An 18,521-nucleotide genomic window follows, 5' to 3' on the forward strand; every position below is an offset into this window, starting at 1 on the left:
GATCAGGCCTCGGTCAGCACCTTGTCGAGCAGCGTCTCCGCCTCGTCCTTGGTGCTCTTCTCGGCCAGCGCGACCTCGCCGACGAGAATGTCCCGCGCCTTGGCGAGCATGCGCTTCTCGCCCGCCGACAGGCCCCGCTCCCGCTCCCGACGCCACAGATCGCGCACGACCTCGGCCACCTTCAGCGGGTTGCCGGAGGCCAGCTTCTCCAGATTCGCCTTGTAACGCCGCGACCAGTTGGTCGGCTCCTCGGTGTGCGGAGCCCGGAGGACGTCGAAGACCTTGCCCAGGCCCTCTTCGCCGACCACCTCGCGCACGCCCACGATCTCGGCGTTCTCAGCGGGCACCCGGACCGTCAGGTCACCCTGCGCGACCCTCAGGACGAGGTACTGCTTGGGCTCGCCCTTGATGACCCGAGTCTCGATTGCCTCGATGAGTGCGGCCCCGTGGTGGGGGTAAACAACGGTCTCGCCGACACTGAAAACCATAGGTTCGAAACCCCTTTCGCTGTGTCTAGGGTAACACGCTCAGGCACCGATGTCCCACCGCTGTCCTGACCGTTGGCGCAGCTCAGGGGCCCTGTGAGAGGTATTTCTTCAGCTTGACAGGAGGCCAAACCGATGGTCTGAACACGCTCCGTGATTGACGGATGACACCCCGACGTGGGTGATCGGAGCGTGGATTTCTCGGGCGATGCGCTGTTCCCATGGTATCCCGGTCGCGCCAGCCGCGCCCAGGTGTAGCGGGAGGACCCGGCGGTGCGCGACCCTGGAGGCACAACGCTGTCCGCGCGCCGAGACGGTTGCAGGGGGTCCCATGGGCATGCCCGACGCAGAGGGCCAGGGCTCCGCAGACGGCCTTCCCGGCCTGCCACCGGAGTGGGGCCGCATCGTCGTGCCGGACGACCCGTCCGCGCTCGCCGACGAGGCCGCGCGGGTCCGCCGCGAGCTGCGCCGCCGGGCCGGCCACACCCGCTGGCGTCGCCGCCTCGGCCTGCTCCCCCGACCCGACGGCCGGCCGCCGCTGCGCCTGCCCCTGCTGGTCCTGCTGGTGACGCTGCTGGTCACCCTCGCCGGCCTGTTCGCCGTCACCTGGCCCCGGACGCCCCGCAGCGGCGACCGCCCCACCGTCGTGCCCTACCCGACGGCGACCGACCTGAGCGGCCGGGCGCTGCCGGCGCTGGACCTGGTCGACGCCGGGAACGCGGCCGTCCCGCTGCGCGGCCTCACGCCCGCCGTGATCATCCTGGTGGACGCCTGCCCCTGCCCCGAGCGGGTGACCGAGGCCACCGCGCTCGCGCCGCCCGGCGTGACAGTGGTCACCGTCGAAGGGGGCCGCACGGTCCGCGCCACCCCGGCGTCGCCCCCCACGGGGGTACGGGCGCTCGCCGACCCGGCCGGCGGCCTGCGTGCCTTCCTGCGGCTGCCGCCGCGGCCCGGGGCGGCAGCCGCGCTGCTGGTCGACCGCGCCGGCGTGCTGGTCCGGGTGGTGCCGGAGCTGCGCTCCGCCGACGACTACCGCGCCGACCTGGCCCGCCTCGGCAGCTGAGAGCCGGAAGCGTGGCGGCTCAGAAGGCCAGGGCCGCCAGCCGGGCGTCGACCACGACCGGGGCGTCGCCGGACGCGGCGAGGACGAACCGGAGCTTCCTCCCGCCGTCCAGCGGCACCGAGGCGGCCGAGCCGTCGCACCGCACCCGGTGGGTTTCGCGTCGACCGAAGGGGAAGGCCACCAGCAGCAGCTCTCCCGGGCCGGTGCACCGGGCCTGGAGCAGGTGCGGCCGGGACGAGGCGGCGGGGACGACGCGCTGCTGCGGCGGCAGACCGGGGCGCAGGGTCAGCCGGGCCTGCCACAGGGTGCCGAACCCCGCCAGGTCGCCGCCCCGGTCGCGGGGGACGGACCCGCCGGCGTCGGTCAGCACCCGCCCGGTGGGTCCGTCGAGGACGACGGTCCGGCGCGGCGAGCTGAAGACCACCTGGCCGGTCGCCGAGTCGACGACGACATGGGGAGCGGCGCCGGGGGCGACCCGGTACGTTTCCTGGCCGGCCGGCCGCCCCGGAGAGGCCGGCCGGGCCGGACCCACGTCCTGCCCGGGGCGGGCCCCGCCGCCGTCCCCGGAGTCCGCGGAGTCCCCGGATCCCACGCCGTCCGTGCTGTCCACGGCGGACGGGCGAGCCGGCCCGCCCGTCGGGTCGATCCGGGGAGCCGCACCCCGCCACCACGCGCCGCCGGCGACCACGAGGAGCACGGCCAGCCCGGCCAGCACCCCACCCCGCAGCCGATCCACCCATAGATCCCCCGCCCCACCCACACCGCCGAGCCTAACCCGCCGACCCGGCCCACCCGGCCCCACTCACCCCGACCCCGCCCGGCCCGGCTCGGCTCGGTGATCAAGAGGTTTGCGTCACTGGGAAGATCAACTTTGACACTTTTCTCTTGATCACCGGGGCGAACGTGGGGGGCGGGGGGCGGGGGCGGGGGTGGGTTAGGGGGTGTGGTCCAGGAGGGCGGCGTAGAGGGTCAGGCCGGGGCCGAAGGCGAGCAGCAGGATGCGTTCGGCCGGACGCTGCGCCCGCAGCAGCCGGTCCAGGATCAGCATGACCGTCGCCGAGGAGCAGTTGCCGTGCGCGTCCAGGGTGGCGCGGGCCGTGTCCAGCGCCTGCGGCGGCAACGCCAGCTCGCGTTCCACCACGTCCAGGATGCGCGGGCCGCCCGGGTGCACCGCCCAGCCGCCCACCTCCGCCAGCGTCACGCCGTGCCGCGCCAACAGGCCGTCGACCAGGCCCCGGACGTGGCGGGCGAGCACCTGCGGGACCTTCGGGGACAGTCCCATCCGGAAGCCGGTGTCGGTGACGTCCCAGGTCATGTGGTCCGCCGTGGACGTGTCGGTGACCGCGGCGACCTCGCGCAGCGCGTACCCCCGGCCGCCGGGGACGACCACGGCGGCGACGGCGGCGTCCGAGAAGAGGGCGTGGGAGACGATCTGCTGGGTGTCCAGCCGGGCCGTGGCGGGCTGGATGTGCAGGCTGGTCAGCTCCGCGCAGAGCAGCAGCGCCGGCCGCTGCCGGGCGGTGACGAAGTCGCCGGCCGCGCCGAGCCCCGGCAGGGCCGCGTAGCAGCCCATGTGGCCGACGACCATGCGCTGGGTGTGCGGGGCCATGCCCAGGTCCCGGGCGAGCAGGATGTCCAGGCCGGGCGTGGCGTACCCGGTGCACGAGCAGACGATGAACAGGCCGACGTCCCCGGCGTCCAGGCCGGCGGCGGTGAGCGCCCGGCCGACCGCCTCCTTGCCCAGCGGCAGCGCCTCGACCTGGTAGCGGCGCATCCGGCGCTCCGTCGGCCAGTCCGAGACGTCCTCCAGCAGCGGGTTGATCGCCGCCTGCCGCCGCGTCACGCCCGAGTTGGCGAAGATCCGCTGCGCGAGCGCCCGGGTGGCGTCGGGGAAGTGGCCCGCGAAGAAGCCCGACCACAGCTCGTCCTGCGTGGCCCCCGGCGGCTGCGCCGTGCCCAGACCCGCGATCACCGGTACGGCCACGTTCCCCACCTCTCGTTCGCGTACCCCACGTCGTCACCAACGAGAGGCGGAGCTGTCGCGGTCCGGTCTGAGCAGTACCCCGGCGCGGGCCCGGCTATCCGCAACGGACGCCGCGCCCCTGGTAGAGCACCGCCGTCGACCAGGTCGGCCTGATCCGAGGTTCCCGCCCGGCCGGCGACGGGCCGCTGCGCGCCGGGGGCCGACGGGCGGCCCGCAGCCGACGGGCCAGCCAGCGCAGGGTGCCGCCCAGCTCCGGCCGGACGCCCCGGACCCGCAGGTCGACGCCGTGCCGGGCGCACTCGGCGACCAGCGCCCGGTCGTCCACGAACAACCGTGGATCGTGGATGCCCCGGGGCACCGTCGGCAGCCGCTCGCCGATCTCCACGGCGACCAGCCGGCTCAGCGCGGTGTCGTTGAGCGTGTCCAGCACCAGCAGGCCGCCCGGCCGCAGCAGCCGGCAGGCCTCCGCCACGGCGGCCCGCCAGTGCGGCACGTGTTCCAGCAGCTCACCGGCGGCCACCACGTCGGCGCAGCCGTCGGCCAGCGGCACGGCGGTGGCGTCGCCGTTGACCGGGGTCACCCCGTGCGCGGCGGCCTGGGCCAGGGCGGAGCGGGTGAGGTCGACGCCGACGTGCCGGTAGCCCTTGCCCGCCAGGTGCGGGGCGAGCAGGCCGGCGCCGCAGCCCAGGTCGACCAGGAGGGCGTCGGGCCGGGCGGCCGGCGGCACCAGGGCCGCCCGGGCGCGGGCGAGCCAGTGCAGCATGGCGAACGCCCCGTCCGGACGCCACCACTCGTCGGCCAGGTCGTCGTACTGCCGGGGATCGTTCGGCGGCAGCACGCGCGGCCGGTCGGACACCGGGGACGATCCGTCAGGCATGGCACCGAGCGTGGCACGACCGGGCGGTAACGACCAGACTTCCCATATGGCGACGACGGTGTTAGGGCTGCTCAGAGCAAGTCATCCGGAGCCGGCCGCGGCGGTGACGGTGGTGGCGGGGCTGCTCGCCGTGGGGGTGGGGCACCGCCCGTCCGGGGTCGCCGCGGTGGCGCTCACGGTGCTCGCCAGCCAGCTCGCCGTCGGCTGGTCCAACGACCACCTGGACGCCGACCGGGACGCGGCGGTGGGGCGTACCGACAAACCGGTCGCCGCCGGCGCGGTGAGCCGGCGCGCGGTGGGGCTGGCGACGCGGGCCGCGACCCTGGCCACGGTGCTGCTCGCGGCGGCGACGACCAACCGCACGGCGGCGGTCTGGGCGACCGTGGCCCTGGCCTTCGCCCTGGCCTACAACCGGCCGCTGAAGTCGACGCCGTTCTCCGTGCTGCCCTACGCGGTGTCGTTCGGCGCGCTGCCCGCGTTCGTGGTGCTCGCGCTGCCCGGCGCCCCCGCCCCGCCGGCCTGGCTGGTGGCCGCCGCCGCCCTGCTGGGGGCCGGCGCGCACTTCGCCAACGTGCTGCCCGACCTGGCCGACGACGCCCGGACCGGGGTGCGGGGGCTGCCGCACCGCCTCGGCGCGGCCGGCAGCCGGGTGGCCGCCGCCGCGCTGCTGCTCGCCGCGACCGTCACCCTGGTCGCCGGGCCGCCCGGGCCGCCGTCGTGGTTCGGGCTGTCGGCGGTGGCGACCGCCGCGCTGGTCCCGCCCCTGACCTGGTACGCCGGCCGCAACGCCCGCCGTTCCGGCGACCGGGGGGTGGCCGCGTTCCGGGCCGTGCTGCTGGTGGCCCTGATCGACGTGGTGCTGCTGGTCACCGGCGGCCGGATGCTCTGAGTGCCCGGGAAGGTGGTGGTGCCGGGTCGGCGTGCGGGTCTCGATCAGCCCCAACTACCCTGAAGCCGGTCTGCGCGGGTATGGCCACCGTGCCCGGCGACGGCCGGGTGGGGATCGTGACGAGGAGGACCGACGTGACGCGCTCGATCAGGGGTTCCCGGCGGGCGGCCCTGCTGCTGTCCGGCGTGGCGGCGGCGACCGGCCTGCTGGCGACCGGCTGCGGCGCCGGCCAGGTGGCCGAGACCGCCATCAAGGAGCCGTCGGTCCAGGGCGTCAACACCCAGACTGCGGACAACGCGTACAAGGTGCGCGGGCTCTACGTGGAATACCCGGGTCCGGGCGGCTACCAGGCCGGCGCGAACGCCGCCGTCAACGCGGTGCTCTACAACGACACGCAGAGCCCGGTGACGGTGACCGTCACCACGGACGGCGCGCGGGAGATCGTGATCAGCGGCGGCGCGTCCGCGTCCGCGAGCCCGTCCGCGTCGGCCAGCGAGTCGCCGTCCGAGGGCGCGTCGCCGTCCGGGTCCGCGTCGCCGTCCGAGGGCGCGTCGCCGTCGGGTTCCGGGTCGCCGTCCGGGTCGGCCAGCCCGTCCGAGGGCGCGTCGGAGGGCCCGTCCGCCGCGCCGAGCCCGTCGGCCCCGGCCGGCGAGCCGGCCCGGTTCGAGATCCCCGCCCTCGGCTACGTCCAGCTCAACGTGCAGGGCGGCCGGTCGCTCCAGCTCGTCGGCCTCAACCAGGCGCTGCTCGCCGGCCAGCAGGTCAACCTGACCTTCGACTTCGGCAACGGCCGCACCATCAGCACCCCGGCCCCGGTCGGCGTCCCGCTGACCCCGCTCCCGCAGCCGTCCCAGATCGTGCAGCGCGAGGGCGCGCACGGCGCGGAGGGCGGCACCGAGGGCTCCGGTCACGACTGACCCGCCCCGAGGAGACGACCCGGCGCCGCCGGCGTGGCACCCGCCATGCCGGCGGCGCTTCGTCGTACGGGGGGACTAACGTTCCGGTGTGACGACGCCCCGATCGACACCCTCCCGGGCGACCCCGCGCGGCCGGGCCGCCCGTGAGCCCCGCCCCGCCTACGAGTGCGACGCCTGCGGCCACCAGCCGCCCAAGTGGGTGGGGCGCTGCCCCGAGTGCGGCGAGTGGGGCTCGGTGGTCGAGTGCACGGTGACCGGCCCGACCGTCTCCGGGCGGGTGGTCAGCTCCCGGATGCCGGCCGAGCCGGCCCGGCCGATCGCCACCATCAGCGCCGCGCCGGCCAAGGCCCGTCCCACCGGCGTGAGCGAGCTCGACCGGGTGCTCGGCGGCGGCCTGGTGCCCGGCGCGGTGGTGCTGCTCGCCGGCGAGCCGGGGGTCGGCAAGTCCACGTTGCTGCTCGACGTCGCCCAGCAGTGGGCGGCCACCGCCGGCAGCCCGTCGCTGGTGGTCAGCGGCGAGGAGTCGGTCAGCCAGGTGCGGCTGCGCGCCGAGCGGATGAACGCCCTGCACGACCAGCTCTGGCTGGCCGCCGAGAGCGACCTCGGCGCGGTCCTCGGCCACCTCGACGCGGTGAAGCCGGGGCTGCTGGTGCTCGACTCGGTGCAGACCATCTCCACCGCCGGCACCGAGGGGGTGCCCGGCGGGGTGACCCAGGTGCGGGCGGTCACCGCCGCCCTGGTCGCCGTGGCCAAGGAGCGGGGGGTCGCCACCGTCCTGGTCGGCCACGTCACCAAGGACGGCCAGGTGGCCGGGCCCCGCGTGCTGGAGCACCTGGTCGACGTGGTGCTGCACTTCGAGGGCGACAAACACTCCTCGCTGCGGATGGTGCGCGGCGTGAAGAACCGGTTCGGCGCCGCCGACGAGGTCGGCTGCTTCGAGATGCACGAGGGCGGCATCAGCAGCCTCGCCGACCCGTCCGGGCTGTTCCTCACCCGCTACTCGGAGCCGGTGCCGGGCACCTGTGTCACGGTGGCGATGGAGGGGCGGCGGGCCCTGGTCACCGAGGTGCAGGCGTTGATCGGGGCGACCGTGGCGGGTTCGCCCCGACGCACCGTCTCGGGGCTGGACGGGGCCCGGCTGGCGATGGTGCTGGCGGTGCTCCAGCGCCGCGCCGAGCGGCTGACCCTGCACGACCGGGAGGTCTTCGCGGCCACCGTCGGCGGCATCCGGGTGGTGGAGCCGGCGGCCGACCTGGCGGTGGCCCTCGCGGTCGCCTCCGGCGGCCTCAACCTGGCCATCAACCCGCACCTCGTGGCGATCGGCGAGGTCGGCCTCACCGGCGAGGTGCGCCGGGTCGGCGCGGTGCCCCGCCGGCTCGCCGAGGCGGCCCGGCTCGGCTTCCGGGTGGCCCTCGTGCCCCCGGGGTGCGGCCCGGAGAGCGCCGGGGCGGGCCCCGAGAACATGCGCGTGATGGAGGTCACCGACGTGCGCTCGGCGCTCCAGTGTGCCGCCCGCGCATCGGCGGAGTGACCGACGGTGGCGGCCGGGTCGGACCGCCGGTGCGATTCCGGACAAGCGCGACGGGCCTCCCGACGCGGTCGGCGGGGGGCATCGTGACACATCACAGTAACCACGACAGCACCCACCGCACGCCAGTCCGTAGACTGTGCGCGTGCCGATCGACCGCGATGCCAGCAAAACCGCCGGCGCGACACCCCACGCCCGCACCGGTGCCGTGGGCTCGCCCGCCCGTCCGATCAGCGTCAGCGTGACCGGGAGTGTCGGCGGCGCGAGCGGTGATCCGCTGCGGGCCAATCTCGCCCTCATGGCCCCCGGCACCGCGCTGCGTGACGGCCTGGAGCGGATCCTGCGCGGTCGCACGGGCGCGCTGATCGTCCTGGGCTACGACAAGGTCGTCGAGGGGCTGTGCACCGGCGGCTTCCCCCTCGACGTGGAGTTCTCGGCGACCCGGGTCCGGGAGCTGTGCAAGATGGACGGCGCGGTGGTGCTGTCCAGCGACGGCACCCGCATCGTCCGGGCGGCCGTGCACCTGATGCCGGACCCGTCGATCCCCACCGAGGAGTCCGGCACCCGGCACCGCACCGCCGAGCGGGTGGCCCGGCAGACCGGCTACCCGGTCATCTCCGTCAGCCAGTCGATGCGGATCATCAGCCTCTACGTCAACGGCCAGCGGCACGTGCTGGACGACTCGGCGGCCATCCTGTCCCGGGCCAACCAGGCCCTGGCCACCCTGGAGCGCTACAAGCTGCGTCTCGACGAGGTCTCCGGCACCCTGTCCGCCCTGGAGATCGAGGACCTGGTGACGGTCCGGGACGCGGTGGCGGTGGTGCAGCGGTTGGAGATGGTCCGCCGGATCGCCGACGAGATCGCCGGCTACGTGGTGGAGCTGGGCACCGACGGCCGCCTCCTGGCCCTCCAGCTCGACGAGCTGATGGCCGGCGTGGACGCCGACCGCACCCTGGTCATCCGCGACTACCTGCCCGCCGGCCGCAAGTCCCGCACCCTCGACGAGGCGCTGGTCGAGCTGGACCTGCTGGGCGCCACCGAGCTGATCGACCTCGTCGCGGTGGCCAAGGCCATCGGCTACCCGGCCGCCTCCGACGCGCTCGACGCGGCGGTCAGCCCACGCGGCTTCCGGCTGCTGGCGAAGGTCCCCCGGCTGCCGGTGGCCATCGTCGACCGGCTGGTGCTGCACTTCGGCAGCCTCCAGCGGCTGCTCGGGGCCACCGTGGAGGACCTCCAGGCCGTCGAGGGCGTCGGCGACGCCCGCGCCCGCGGCGTCCGGGAGGGGCTGTCCCGGCTCGCCGAGGCCTCCATCCTGGAACGCTACGTCTGACGTTCCGGAACGCCACGTCCGACGCTCGCGTCAAGCCGGCGGCAGCGGGGCCTGGCCGCCGGGGTCGGAGCCGGACCGGCGGGCGGGCGGGCGTCAGTCGGTGATGGTGAGCTTCACCGGCGAGCTGAGCTTGGTGTCGAGCCGCCCGAACACCTGGTAGGCCCCGGCCGGCGGCAACGGGCCGTTGGCGAGGCCGTCCTTGCAGCGGCTGGTGTCCCGCCCGTTCCAGTCCACCTGGTACGACCGCTCGAAGCCGGGCGTGAACGACTGCACGTCCGAGCCCTTGACGTTGCCGCAGGTGTCGGAGGACCAGACCTTCTCCGCGCCCGACTTGACGAACAGCTCCTGGAAGTCCGCGCCCACGTCCCGGCTACAGGTGCGGTCCGACCTGTTCTTGATCTTGAGCTGGAGGCTGACCACCGTGCCCTGCGGGGCCGACGTCGGCAGCACCACGGGCGTCACCGAGATCTCCGCGTCGGTGCACGTCCCGGCGTCCGCCCCACCGGGCCCGGCCGGAGCGCCGTCGCCGCCGGAGGGGCCGCTCGACCCGCCCTGCTCGCCCCCCGACGAGCCCGGGTCGCTGCCCGGGTCGTCCGACCCGCCGGGCGGGAGACCGGTCTGCGGCGTCAGCACCGAACCGCTCGGCTCGGGCACCGCCGACGGGTCGCCGGCGCCCGGGGACGCCGTCGGAGTCGGGGTCGACTTCGACTGCGGCGTGGTGCCCGTGTTGCCCGCGCCGTTGCAGGAATAGAGCAGCACGATCAGGAAGAGAAGGCCCGCTCCAAGTACGACGGCGCGACGCCGCCAGTACACGGCGGGTGGCAGGGGGCCGACCGTCAGACGCATGATGCCCCCACCGTAGCGGCGCGACGCACCGTCGTCGGGCGCGACGCGCCGGAGCACCCTCGGCTCACCGTGACGACCCTCCACTCACGACAGCGACCCCCCGCCCGGGGCGGCGACCCCGCCGGCTGCGGCCCGGCGTCCGGCGGTGCCGGGACCGGTCACTGGTAGACCTTGCGCTGGTAGATCGCGTGCGCTCCGGCCACCCGGTCGAGGAAGAGCAGGCCGTGGCAGTGGTCGATCTCGTGCTGCAACGCGCGCGCCTCGAAGCCGTCGGTGACCAGCCGCACCGGCGCGCCGCTGCCCGGCAGCAGCCCCTCGACGACCAGGCGGCTGGCCCGCTTGACGTCGCCGGTGAGGTCGGGCACCGACATGCAGCCCTCCCGGCCGCTCTTCCACCGGGTCGCCTCCACCACCCGGGCGTTGCACAGGACGAACGTGCCGTGCACGGTGACCGCCTTCGGGTGGCCGGTGACGTCCACCGCGAACACCTGCGCGCCCACGCCCACCTGCGGGGCGGCGAGGCCCACGCAGCCCGGCGAGACCCGCATCGTGGCGATCAGGTCGGCGGCGAGGCGGACGATCTCGTCCGACGTCGGGTCCACCTCCGGCCCCGGCCGGCTGAGCACCGGGTCGGGGGCGGAGACCACCGGGCGCACCTCGCCCGGCACCGGCAGCGCCGCCGGGGTCCAGCCGGCGAGGCCCGCGTACTCCGTCGTCACAGCAGGTCCGTGTCCGCCGGGCGGAGGCTGACCCCCACGCCCAACTCCGCCGCGGCCAGCGCCAACCGGCCGGCCACCTCGTCGAAGGTGCCCGGCGGCAGGTCGACCTCGGCGACCACCACGTAGAGGGAGCCGGTCAGCCGGGTGCTCAGGTCGGTGACGTTGCCGCCCGCGTCGGTCAGCACCCGGGTCATCGCCGCGACGATGCCCATCCGGTCCGCGCCGTGCACCGCCAGCACGTACGGCTCACCGGCCGGCGCGGCCGCGCCGTCGGGGGTGACCGCCCGTACGGTGGCCAGGAGCTGGCCGTCGGCGGCGAGCGGGGACAGCGCGGCCTCGACGTCGGCGGCGGCCGGGCCCACGCAGATCAGGGTCATCGCGAAGTGGCCCCGCAGCCGGGTCATGGTGGAGTCGGTGAGGTTCGCGCCCAGCCGGGCGAGCACCTCGGCGACGTCGGCCACGATGCCGGGCCGGTCCCGGCCGATGACGGTGATCGCGAGCTCGCTCATCCGGGCATTCTGCCCGATCGGGGGGTGGCCTCCGCGACGCCCCGCCCGGCCCGCCCACCCTGCGGGAAGGTGGCCCGTGACATGATCGACGACGCGATGTCCGAGCACACCTTCGCCACCCTCGTCAGCCGGTGGTACGAGCGCAACGCCCGCGACCTGCCGTGGCGCGTGCCCGGCGTGGGCGCGTGGGCGATCCTGGTCAGCGAGGTCATGCTCCAGCAGACGCCCGTGGTGCGGGTGCTGCCGGCCTACGAGGCGTGGCTGGCCCGCTGGCCCACCCCCGCCGCGCTCGCCGCCGACACGCCCGCCGAGGCGATCCGGATGTGGGGGCGGCTGGGCTACCCGCGCCGGGCGATGCGGCTGCACGACTGCGCGACGGCGATCGTCGAGCGGCACGGCGGCGAGGTGCCCGACCGGCTGGAACACCTGCTCGCCCTGCCGGGGGTCGGCACGTACACGGCGCGGGCGGTGGCCGCCTTCGCGTACGGGCAGCGGCACCCGGTGGTCGACACCAACGTGCGGCGGGTGGTCTGCCGGGCGATCGCCGGTGAGCCGGACGCCGGCCCCGCCACCCGCCCCGCCGACCTGGTGGCCACCGAGGAACTGCTGCCGGTGGAGCCCGCCGGGGCCGCCCTGGCCAGCGCCGCGTTCATGGAGCTGGGGGCGGTCGTCTGCACCGCCCGGTCGCCCCGGTGCGCGGTCTGCCCGGTGGAGTCGGTCTGCGCCTGGCGGGCCTCCGGTCAGGCGGCGCCCGCCGGGCCGACGCGGCGTCCCCAGCGGTACGCGGGCACGGACCGCCAGGTGCGCGGGCTGCTGCTGGCGGTGCTGCGGGAGGCCACCGGCCCCGTGCCGCGCCAACGGCTGGACCAGGTGTGGACCGACGACGTCCAGCGCTCCCGCGCCCTGGCCGGGCTGGTCACCGACGGCCTGGTGGAACCCGCCGGTGGGGAGTCGTTCCGCCTCGCGGGTGACGGCCCGCCGGTCCCGGCCCCGGCCCTGGACGCCTGACCCGCCCCGGGCCGGCCGGGGTCCCACCCGGCCAGCCGGACCGCCCCCGGACCGCCTTCGTGTCCCGCCCAGCTCAGACAGGGCCGCCAGGTCGCCGGCATCGCGGCTTCCGAGCCTGGCGATACCCCCAGATCTCCGGCATCCGACTTCCGCGCTCCTCCCGATACCCCCAGATCGCCGACATGGCGATGCCCTGCCTGTGACGGCCGGGGCCGGCGGAAGGAGGAACGGGCGACGGCCCGGCGGCGAGAGCCGCCGGGCCGTCGCCCGTTCTGTCGTCCTGCCCCTCGGGTCAGGCGGCCTCGGTGCCGCCCAGCTCGGCGGGGACCGCGTCGGGAACCTCGGCGGGTCGGTCCGAGCCGCGGAACACCAGCTTGGACTTGTCGATGTCCTCCGGGTCGCCCTCGCAGTCGACCACGATGATCTGGCCGGGGGTCAACTCGTTGAACAGGATCCGCTCGGACAGGTTGTCCTCGATGTCCCGCTGGATCGTGCGCCGCAGCGGCCGCGCGCCCAGGACCGGGTCGAAGCCCTTCTTCGCCAGGTACTTCTTGGCGTTGTCGGTCAGCTCCAGCCCCATGTCCTTGTTGCGCAGCTGGGTCTCGATCCGGGCGATCATGATGTCCACGATCGAGAGGATCTCGGTCTGCCGCAGCTGGTGGAACACGATGGTGTCGTCGATCCGGTTGAGGAACTCCGGCCGGAAGTGCTGCTTCAGCTCGTCGTTGACCTTCTGCTTCATCCGGTCGTAGTTCGACTCCGAGTCCTCCGACGCCTGGAAGCCGAGCGACACGGCCTTGGCGACGTCCCGGGTGCCGAGGTTGGTGGTCAGGATGATGACCGTGTTCTTGAAGTCCACGATCCGGCCCTGGCCGTCGGTCAGCCGCCCGTCCTCCAGGATCTGGAGCAGGGTGTTGAACACGTCCGGGTGGGCCTTCTCGATCTCGTCGAAGAGGACCACGGAGAACGGCCGACGCCGCACCTTCTCGGTCAGCTGCCCGCCCTCGTCGTAGCCGACGTAGCCGGGAGGGGCGCCGACGAGCCGGGACACCGTGTAGCGGTCGTGGAACTCGGACATGTCGAGCTGGATGAGGGCGTCCTCGCTGCCGAACAGGAACTCCGCCAGCGCCTTGGACAGCTCGGTCTTACCCACGCCGGACGGGCCGGCGAAGATGAACGAGCCGGACGGGCGCTTCGGGTCCTTCAGGCCGGCCCGGGTGCGCCGGATGGCCTTCGAGACGGCCTTGACCGCGTCCTCCTGGCCGATGACGCGCTTGTGCAGCTCGTCCTCCATGCGCAGCAGGCGGGAGGTCTCCTCCTCGGTCAGCTTGTAGACCGGGATGCCGGTCCAGTTGCCCAGGACCTCGGCGATCTGCTCGTCGTCGACCTCGCTGACGACGTCGAGGTCGCCGGCCTTCCACTCCTTCTCCCGCTGCGCCTTCTGGCCCAGCAGCTGCTTCTCCTTGTCGCGGAGCTGCGCGGCGCGCTCGAAGTCCTGCGCGTCGATCGCGGACTCCTTGTCGCGGCGCACCTGCGCGATGCGCTCGTCGAAGTCCCGCAGGTCCGGCGGCGCGGTCATCCGGCGGATCCGCATCCGCGCGCCCGCCTCGTCGATCAGGTCGATCGCCTTGTCCGGCAGGAAGCGGTCGGAGATGTACCGGTCGGCCAGGGTGGCGGCCGCGACCAGGGCCGCGTCGGTGATCGAGACGCGGTGGTGCGCCTCGTACCGGTCGCGCAGACCCTTGAGGATCTCGATCGTGTGGGCCAGGGACGGCTCACCCACCTGGATCGGCTGGAACCGCCGCTCCAGGGCGGCGTCCTTCTCCAGGTGCTTGCGGTATTCGTCGAGCGTCGTGGCGCCGATGGTCTGCAGCTCGCCACGGGCCAGCATCGGCTTGAGGATCGACGCCGCGTCGATCGCGCCCTCCGCCGCGCCCGCGCCGACGAGGGTGTGGATCTCGTCGATGAACAGGATGATGTCGCCCCGGGTGCGGATCTCCTTGAGCACCTTCTTCAGGCGCTCCTCGAAGTCACCGCGGTAGCGGGAACCGGCGACCAGCGCGCCCAGGTCGAGGGTGTAGAGCTGCTTGTCCTTCAGCGTCTCCGGGACCTCGCCCTTGATGATCTTCTGGGACAGGCCCTCCACCACGGCGGTCTTGCCGACGCCGGGCTCGCCGATCAGCACCGGGTTGTTCTTGGTGCGGCGGGACAGCACCTGCATGACCCGCTCGATCTCCTTCTCCCGCCCGATGACCGGGTCGAGCTTGCCCTCGCGGGCAGCCTGGGTCAGGTTCCGACCGAACTGGTCCAGCACGAGGCTGGTCGACGGGGCGGCCTCGCCCGTCGTCGTGCCGGCCGCCGCGGGCTCCTTGCCCTGGTAGCCGGAGAGGAGCTGGATCACCTGCTGGCGCACCCGGTTGAGGTCGGCCCCGAGCTTCACCAGGACCTGGGCGGCGACGCCCTCGCCCTCGCGGATCAGGCCGAGCAGGATGTGCTCCGTGCCGATGTAGTTGTGGCCGAGCTGCAGCGCCTCGCGCAGCGACAGCTCCAGGACCTTCTTCGCCCGCGGCGTGAACGGGATGTGCCCGCTCGGCGCCTGCTGGCCCTGACCGATGATCTCCTCGACCTGCTGACGCACACCCTCCAGCGAGATCCCCAGACTCTCCAGGGCCTTCGCCGCGACACCCTCACCCTCGTGGATCAGGCCCAGCAGGATGTGCTCCGTACCGATGTAGTTGTGGTTGAGCATCCGGGCCTCTTCTTGGGCCAGGACGACAACCCGTCGCGCTCGGTCGGTGAACCGCTCGAACATGCCCTCGTGCTCCTCACGTGCCGTGCGCCTTGATGGTCAGATCTCGGCGGGGCCGGTGCGCGGACGTCCGGGACGGGCGTCCTTGCCTCATTACTCTATCGCCGCGGACCGACTCCGCTGAGGTCGTGTGTCCTCCGCGAGGGTCCGGTACGCGTCGTTTTAGCCAACCGTCCGCGCTCAGGGCGTGTTCCGGGGTCTCCGCGTGTACGCGCAGAGCGAAATTCGGACGGGTGGTGGGACCCGGCTGCACGCCCCCGCACGGGCCCGCGCCGCCCTCCGGCGACCGGTTCGACCGGCCAACCGAGGGTCGGCCGGCGGTCCGACCGGCGGTCCGGGCGACGGGCCGGGTGGGCGGCGGTCCGGTCGTCCACAGGCTGTGGACGAGTTTTCCACCGGTTGTGGACAACGCCGCGACGAGCCGGGTTCTTCCCGTCCGGCGGGCGGTGCCCCGCGCCGGGGCGCACGGCCGCGCCGGCGTCGGGCGGGGCGACGTCGGGCGGGGCGGCGGCCCGTCGCGCCCGGGGCGGTTCGGTGACACGGCGACGCCGGCCCGGAGGTGTGCTCCGGTCCGGCGTCGGTGTCGCCCGTGTCGGGGTTGTCCCGCCGAGGGCCCTGTCGCACCCGGCGACGGTGGCGGTCACCCGGGACCGCCTCGGCGCTCAGCGCTTGGCGTGGAACTCGTCCACGATCTCCTGCGGGATGCGTCCCCGGTCGGAGATCTCCTTGCCCTCGCGCTTGGCCCAGGCCCGGATCGCCTTGTTCTGCTCGCGGTCGGCGGTGGCACCGCCCCGGCCGCGCGCGGCCCGCCCGCCGACCACCACGCCGCCCCGGCCCACCTTGGTGCCGTTCGCGACGTAGGGCGAGAAAACCTCCCGCAATTTCTCGGCGTTCGTGGCGGACAGGTCGATCTCGTACTGAACCCCGTCGAGCGCGAACTTGACGGTCTCGTCAGCGTCCCCGCCGTCCAGGTCATCGACCAGCTTGTGAATGATCTGCTTGGCCACGTCCCACATTCCTTTCGAGCAGGGTGATCCTGCAAACTGAGAGCACAATAACCCGCCCGATGCTTGCCTCGTCAATAGGATGCGGTAACTGCCCCTGCCGGGTGGCCGGTCGGCTACTCCGCGCGGACCAACGGGAAGAGGATGGTTTCCCGAATTCCCAGGCCCGTCAGCGCCATCAACAGCCGGTCGATTCCCATTCCCATGCCGCCGGCCGGGGGCATTCCGTACTCCATGGCCCGGAGAAAGTCCTCGTCCAGCCGCATGGCCTCGTCGTCGCCGCGGGCCGCGAGCTGTGCCTGGGCGACGAGCCGTTCCCGCTGCACCACCGGGTCGACCAGCTCCGAGTACGCGGTGCCCAGCTCGAACCCGAGGACGTAGAGGTCCCACTTCTCGGCCAGCCCCGGCTCGCTGCGGTGGGCCCGGGTCAGCGGGCTGGTCTCCTCCGGGTAGTCCCGCACGAACGTCGGCGCCTGGAGCCCCGGCACGACCAGTTCCTCGAACAGCTCCTCGGCGAGCTTGCCCGGCCCCCACTTCGGGTCGACGGCCAGGCCGACCTTGTCGGCGTACTCGACGAGGCGGGCCCGCTCGGTGCGGACGGTGACCTCTTCGCCGAGCGCCTCCGAAAGCACCCCGAAGAGGGTCACGGAGCGCCACTCGCCGCCCAGATCGAACTCGCGGCCATCCGCGTGCGTCACCACGGTCGACCCGCCGACCGCGATCGCGGCCTCCTGCACCAGATTGCGGGTCAGCGCCGCCATCGTGTCGTAGTCGCCGTACGCCTGGTAGGCCTCCAGCATCGCGAACTCCGGCGAGTGCGAAGAGTCGACACCCTCATTACGGAAGTTACGGTTGATCTCGAACACCCGATCGACGCCGCCGACCACTGCGCGCTTGAGAAACAGTTCCGGCGCGATTCGCAGATACAGATCGGTGCTCAACGCATTGCTGTGGGTCACGAATGGCCGGGCCGCCGCGCCGCCGTGCAGCAACTGGAGCATCGGGGTCTCCACCTCGACGAAGCCCTGCCCGTGCAGGCAGTCGCGCAGGCTGCGCACGGCCGCGGCCCGCGTACGCACCATCTGGCGCGCCTGCGGGCGCACGATCAGGTCGACGTAGCGCTGGCGGACCCGGGCCTCCTCGCTGAGCGGCTTGTGCGCCACCGGCAGCGGGCGCAGCGCCTTCGCGGTGACCGCCCACTGCTCGGCCAGCACCGACAGCTCGCCACGCCGGCTGGTGATCACCTCGCCGGTCACCCCGACGTGGTCGCCCAGGTCGACGAGGCGCTTCCAGTCGTCCAGCCGCTCCGCGCCGACCCGGTCGAGGGAGAGCATCGCCTGGAGCTCGGTGCCGTCGCCGTCCCGCAGCGTCGCGAAGCAGAGCTTGCCGGTGTTCCGTACGAAGATCACCCGGCCGGTGACCGAGACCCGGTCGCCCGTGGCCGTGTCGGTGGGCAGGTCGGCATACCTCGCGCGGACCTCGGCCAGGGTGTCGGTCCGGGGAAACCCGACGGGGTACGGCTCGACGCCGTCGGCGAGCATCCGGTCCCGCTTCTCCCGGCGGACCTTCATCTGCTCGGGAAGGTCGTCGGCGGGGTCGACTGGCACGGGATTCTGCTCGGTCACGGCACGCTTCCTCAGCTCAGGAGTTTCGGCGGGGTCAGGCCCGAGCGTACTCAAGGCCCCCGGCACCCGTTACGGCATGACCCACCCCGCGGCGGCTCGTCGGGTACGGGGTGAGCGGGGTGCCCTTCTCTACCGGAGGCGTTAACAGGGGGCCCTTCCTTGCGCCTCACACGTTGCGGTCGTAGACCATGCGCAGGCCGATCAGGGTGATCATCGGCTCGTGGTGGGTGATGGTGCGGCACTCGCCGATCACCACCGACGCGAGCCCGCCGGTGGCGATCACCGCCCGCACCTCGCCCAGCTCCTCGGTCATCCGCTCGACGATCCGGTCCACCTGCCCGGCGAAGCCGAAGTACAGCCCCGACTGGAGACACTCGACGGTGTTCTTGCCGATCACCGACCGGGGCTTGGCCGCCTCCACCTTGCGCAGCTGGGCGGCGCGGGCCGCCAGCGCGTCGAAGGAGATCTCGATGCCGGGGGCGAACGCGCCGCCGAGGAACTCGCCCCGGCCGCTGATCACGTCGAAGTTGGTGGTGGTGCCGAAGTCGACCACGATCGACGGCCCGCCGAACAGCGTGTACGCGGCGAGCGTGTTGACCACCCGGTCGGCGCCGACCTCCTTCGGGTTGTCGATCGCGAGCTGCACGCCGGTGCGTACCCCCGGCTCGACGATGACGCTCGGCAGGTCGGCGTAGTAGCGGGCGAGCATCGTCCGCAGCGAACGCAGCGCGGCCGGCACCGTCGAGCAGGCGGCCACCCCGGTGATCTCCACGGCGTCACCGGCGAGCAGCCCCCGGAACATCAGCCCGAGCTCGTCCGCCGTGGAGCGGGCGTCGGTCTTGATCCGCCAGGAGTGCACCAGCTTGTCGCCGTCGAAGGTCGCCAGCACGGTGTTGGTGTTTCCGATGTCGATGCAGAGCAGCACGCA

At 73.8% G+C, this 18,521-nt stretch carries 17 protein-coding genes; 6 read left to right on the top strand and 11 right to left on the bottom strand.

Annotated features, from left to right (window positions below; translation table 11 throughout):
* Nucleotides 1-2: 2 nt before the first annotated feature.
* Nucleotides 3-488: a CarD family transcriptional regulator gene (locus O7628_RS09820; RefSeq protein WP_007073334.1), complete on the bottom strand. Its 486-nt coding sequence runs from the start codon at nucleotides 486-488 to the stop codon at nucleotides 3-5.
* A 328-nt stretch (nucleotides 489-816) separates the two neighbouring features.
* Between O7628_RS09820 and O7628_RS09825 the strand changes: the two genes are divergently transcribed.
* On the top strand, nucleotides 817-1,548 hold the full coding sequence (locus tag O7628_RS09825) for a hypothetical protein (protein WP_278129785.1): 732 nt from the start codon (nucleotides 817-819) through the stop codon (nucleotides 1,546-1,548).
* A gap of 19 nt (nucleotides 1,549-1,567) precedes the next feature.
* On the opposite strand, the gene O7628_RS09830 is transcribed toward O7628_RS09825, so the two are convergent.
* From O7628_RS09830 to O7628_RS09840, 3 genes are all read right to left on the bottom strand, one after another.
* Nucleotides 1,568-2,284, bottom strand: a complete 717-nt coding sequence (locus O7628_RS09830; protein WP_278129788.1) for a hypothetical protein — start codon at nucleotides 2,282-2,284, stop codon at nucleotides 1,568-1,570.
* Between the two features lie 198 nt (nucleotides 2,285-2,482).
* Nucleotides 2,483-3,532, bottom strand: a complete 1,050-nt coding sequence (locus O7628_RS09835) for a type III polyketide synthase (protein ID WP_278129790.1) — start codon at nucleotides 3,530-3,532, stop codon at nucleotides 2,483-2,485.
* Nucleotides 3,533-3,626: 94 nt separating this feature from the next.
* Nucleotides 3,627-4,409 (bottom strand): methyltransferase domain-containing protein, encoded by a 783-nt coding sequence (locus O7628_RS09840; RefSeq protein ID WP_278129792.1) that lies wholly within the window; start codon nucleotides 4,407-4,409, stop codon nucleotides 3,627-3,629.
* A gap of 46 nt (nucleotides 4,410-4,455) precedes the next feature.
* On the opposite strand from O7628_RS09840, the gene O7628_RS09845 reads away from it, so the two are divergent.
* From O7628_RS09845 to disA, 4 genes are all read left to right on the top strand, one after another.
* Entirely contained in the window at nucleotides 4,456-5,298 is an 843-nt protein-coding gene (locus O7628_RS09845; RefSeq protein ID WP_278129793.1) for a UbiA family prenyltransferase, read from the top strand.
* 134 nt (nucleotides 5,299-5,432) lie between these two features.
* Nucleotides 5,433-6,215 carry a hypothetical protein gene (locus O7628_RS09850; RefSeq protein WP_278129795.1) on the top strand — a complete coding sequence of 261 codons (783 nt, stop codon included), beginning with the start codon at nucleotides 5,433-5,435 and terminating at the stop codon, nucleotides 6,213-6,215.
* Between the two features lie 88 nt (nucleotides 6,216-6,303).
* Nucleotides 6,304-7,746 (top strand): DNA repair protein RadA, encoded by a 1,443-nt coding sequence (gene radA / locus O7628_RS09855; protein WP_043965049.1) that lies wholly within the window; start codon nucleotides 6,304-6,306, stop codon nucleotides 7,744-7,746.
* 142 nt (nucleotides 7,747-7,888) lie between these two features.
* Nucleotides 7,889-9,073: a DNA integrity scanning diadenylate cyclase DisA gene (disA, locus tag O7628_RS09860; protein ID WP_074472796.1), complete on the top strand. Its 1,185-nt coding sequence runs from the start codon at nucleotides 7,889-7,891 to the stop codon at nucleotides 9,071-9,073.
* A gap of 93 nt (nucleotides 9,074-9,166) precedes the next feature.
* Here disA and O7628_RS09865 read toward each other — a convergent pair whose 3' ends face one another.
* The 3 genes from O7628_RS09865 to O7628_RS09875 form a co-directional block, all read right to left on the bottom strand.
* Nucleotides 9,167-9,919, bottom strand: a complete 753-nt coding sequence (locus O7628_RS09865; RefSeq protein WP_178066625.1) for a hypothetical protein — start codon at nucleotides 9,917-9,919, stop codon at nucleotides 9,167-9,169.
* A gap of 158 nt (nucleotides 9,920-10,077) precedes the next feature.
* Nucleotides 10,078-10,638: a peptide deformylase gene (locus tag O7628_RS09870; protein WP_278129798.1), complete on the bottom strand. Its 561-nt coding sequence runs from the start codon at nucleotides 10,636-10,638 to the stop codon at nucleotides 10,078-10,080.
* Nucleotides 10,635-11,147, bottom strand: coding sequence for an ACT domain-containing protein (locus O7628_RS09875; protein ID WP_074472292.1), 513 nt, complete (start codon nucleotides 11,145-11,147; stop codon nucleotides 10,635-10,637). Before O7628_RS09875 ends, O7628_RS09870 begins: the two co-directional genes overlap by 4 nt.
* Nucleotides 11,148-11,243: 96 nt before the next feature.
* Between O7628_RS09875 and O7628_RS09880 the strand changes: the two genes are divergently transcribed.
* The gene (locus tag O7628_RS09880) at nucleotides 11,244-12,155 is read left to right on the top strand and encodes an A/G-specific adenine glycosylase (protein WP_178067886.1); all 912 of its coding nucleotides are present in this window, start codon (nucleotides 11,244-11,246) and stop codon (nucleotides 12,153-12,155) included.
* A 292-nt stretch (nucleotides 12,156-12,447) separates the two neighbouring features.
* Here the strand turns inward: O7628_RS09880 and O7628_RS09885 are convergent, their stop codons facing one another.
* The 4 genes from O7628_RS09885 to O7628_RS09900 all read right to left on the bottom strand — a co-directional run bounded on the left by O7628_RS09885 (nucleotide 12,448) and on the right by O7628_RS09900 (nucleotide 18,518).
* Nucleotides 12,448-14,967, bottom strand: a complete 2,520-nt coding sequence (locus O7628_RS09885; protein WP_178066628.1) for an ATP-dependent Clp protease ATP-binding subunit — start codon at nucleotides 14,965-14,967, stop codon at nucleotides 12,448-12,450.
* A 659-nt stretch (nucleotides 14,968-15,626) separates the two neighbouring features.
* Nucleotides 15,627-15,971 carry an Lsr2 family protein gene (locus O7628_RS09890; RefSeq protein ID WP_198956599.1) on the bottom strand — a complete coding sequence of 115 codons (345 nt, stop codon included), beginning with the start codon at nucleotides 15,969-15,971 and terminating at the stop codon, nucleotides 15,627-15,629.
* Nucleotides 15,972-16,084: 113 nt separating this feature from the next.
* Nucleotides 16,085-17,593, bottom strand: coding sequence for a lysine--tRNA ligase (gene lysS, locus O7628_RS09895; protein ID WP_074472290.1), 1,509 nt, complete (start codon nucleotides 17,591-17,593; stop codon nucleotides 16,085-16,087).
* A gap of 166 nt (nucleotides 17,594-17,759) precedes the next feature.
* Nucleotides 17,760-18,518, bottom strand: a complete 759-nt coding sequence (locus O7628_RS09900) for a type III pantothenate kinase (RefSeq protein WP_074472289.1) — start codon at nucleotides 18,516-18,518, stop codon at nucleotides 17,760-17,762.
* Nucleotides 18,519-18,521: the final 3 nt, after the last annotated feature.

It is taken from the genome of Micromonospora sp. WMMD956, from assembly GCF_029626125.1.
GTDB lineage: Bacteria > Actinomycetota > Actinomycetes > Mycobacteriales > Micromonosporaceae > Micromonospora > Micromonospora carbonacea.

Coding starts and splice junctions, on each gene's coding strand:
- O7628_RS09820 (WP_007073334.1), bottom strand. CDS start 488: ATGGTTTTCAGTGTCGGCGAGACCGTTGTTTACCCCCACCACGGGGCC.
- O7628_RS09825 (WP_278129785.1), top strand. CDS start 817: ATGGGCATGCCCGACGCAGAGGGCCAGGGCTCCGCAGACGGCCTTCCC.
- O7628_RS09840 (WP_278129792.1), bottom strand. CDS start 4,409: ATGCCTGACGGATCGTCCCCGGTGTCCGACCGGCCGCGCGTGCTGCCG.
- O7628_RS09845 (WP_278129793.1), top strand. CDS start 4,456: ATGGCGACGACGGTGTTAGGGCTGCTCAGAGCAAGTCATCCGGAGCCG.
- O7628_RS09865 (WP_178066625.1), bottom strand. CDS start 9,919: ATGCGTCTGACGGTCGGCCCCCTGCCACCCGCCGTGTACTGGCGGCGT.
- O7628_RS09875 (WP_074472292.1), bottom strand. CDS start 11,147: ATGAGCGAGCTCGCGATCACCGTCATCGGCCGGGACCGGCCCGGCATC.
- O7628_RS09880 (WP_178067886.1), top strand. CDS start 11,244: ATGTCCGAGCACACCTTCGCCACCCTCGTCAGCCGGTGGTACGAGCGC.
- O7628_RS09885 (WP_178066628.1), bottom strand. CDS start 14,967: ATGTTCGAGCGGTTCACCGACCGAGCGCGACGGGTTGTCGTCCTGGCC.